This is a genomic window from Oceanibaculum nanhaiense (genome assembly GCF_002148795.1).
Taxonomy (GTDB): Bacteria; Pseudomonadota; Alphaproteobacteria; order Oceanibaculales; family Oceanibaculaceae; genus Oceanibaculum; species Oceanibaculum nanhaiense.
On the sequence record NZ_MPOB01000029.1, the window covers coordinates 1 to 1651 of the forward strand.

General features: G+C 66.2%; 2 protein-coding genes. Both read right to left on the reverse strand.

What is annotated here, in order from left to right; all coding sequences use genetic code 11:
* Positions 1–560, reverse strand: a 560-nt coding sequence (locus tag BKM74_RS18340; protein WP_086467131.1) for a copper resistance protein B, incomplete at its 3' end; no start/stop codon positions are given.
* On the reverse strand, positions 557–1651 hold a 1095-nt coding region (locus tag BKM74_RS18345), incomplete at its 5' end, for a multicopper oxidase domain-containing protein (protein WP_176342616.1). The genes BKM74_RS18345 and BKM74_RS18340, both read right to left, overlap by 4 nt.

A 1651-nucleotide genomic window follows, 5' to 3' on the forward strand; every position in this document is an offset into this window, starting at 1 on the left:
TCGATATCGTTCAGGCCCGAACCGATGCCGAGTTCCTCGACCTCCTGCAGGGCGGCACTGACCTCCAGCTTGGGCTGCGCAATAAGCCGCTGCGTGATCAGGATGTCGTGTTCGGCCTCGAAGCGGGCGGAGATGTCGCCCTTCTCGCTGACGAACAGGGAGGCATCCATTTCGATCACATAGGGTGCCAGCCCCTGGAACCCGAACACACCATAGGTCCGTGACGGGTCGTCGGGCCGGAAATCATGCCGTATGCCGGCCTGGACATCCCAGAAATCGGCGATCATGCGGCTGTAGAGCAGCTGCACTTCCGCCTTCTCGACCGTGTCGTCGCGGACATATTCGCCCTCGGTCTTCAGGTACAGCTTCTGGACATCGCCGCCGATCCAGCCCTGCGCCTTCCACGCCACCGTATCCTGCCCGTCGCGCCAGCCATGCTCCAGCTGATCGACCAGCAGGCTGCCGAACAGCATGTCATGGCCGTCGGCCGCCAGCGACGGCCCGGAAGCCGCCAGCAGGAGGCCCAGACCGGCGAGCCCGTGCTTCAGCGCCCTGCTCATGCCCGGCCCTTTCCGCTGGCGTCGGCCGTGGGCCGTTCGACGATGAAGCGCGTCATCATGCCCGAGGCCATGTGGTACATGAGATGGCAGTGGAACGGCCAGTCGCCTGGCTCGTCCGCCGTCAGCAGGACCGACACTTCCTTGCCCGGCGGCACGATTACCACATGCTTCAGCGGCCGCCGGTCGGTCTCGCCATTCTCCAGCTCGACGAACATGCCGTGCAGGTGCATCGGATGCGCCATCATGGTCTCGTTCACATAGCGGATGCGCACCCGCTCGCCATAGGCCACCCGGACCGGCTCGCCCTGCTCGAACTTCCGGCCGTTCAGCGTCCAGATATAGCGCTCCATGATGCCGGACAGCCGCACCAGGATTTCCTGGCCGGGTTCGCGGTCGTCGCTATTCCTGGCAAAGGCCTTCAGATCGGCATAGGACAACGCCTTCTCGCCGGGCAGCGTGCCGGCCTGGTCCCAGCCGACAGGCGGCCCGCCATCCGCCGGAACGGGCGCAGCCATGGCGTGGCCGGCATGGGCGCCATGCCCTGCGGCGGTCGGTACGGGTGCCGCATGGTTCATTCCGCCATGCGCCATGCCGCCATGCGCAGCATGCCCTGGGGCACCCTGATCCATCGTCCCGTGATCCATACCCATGGCGCCGTGATTCATGTCGGACATGGCCAGGATGGCGCGCGGCCGCAGCGGTGGTATCTCCGCCTCCATGCCGGGCCGGGGCGCCAGCGTGGCGCGGGCATAGCCCGACCGGTCCAGCGGTTCGGCCATGATGATGAAGGCGCGATCCGCCTGCGGGCGGACGATCACGTCATAGGTCTCACCGACGCCGAAACGGAACTCGTGCGCCTGCACCGGCACCACGAACTGTCCGTCGGCGGCGATCACCGTCATCGGCAGGTCCGGGATGCGGACATCGAAGAAGCTCATGGCGGAAGCGTTGATGAAACGCAGCCTGATCCGCTCGCCCGGCTCGAACAGGCCGGTCCAGTTGTCCTGCGGACCGCGGCCATTCACCAGAAAGGCATAGCCGGTGACATCCGCCAGATCGGTCGGGTCCATCCGCATGTCGCCCCATTCCAG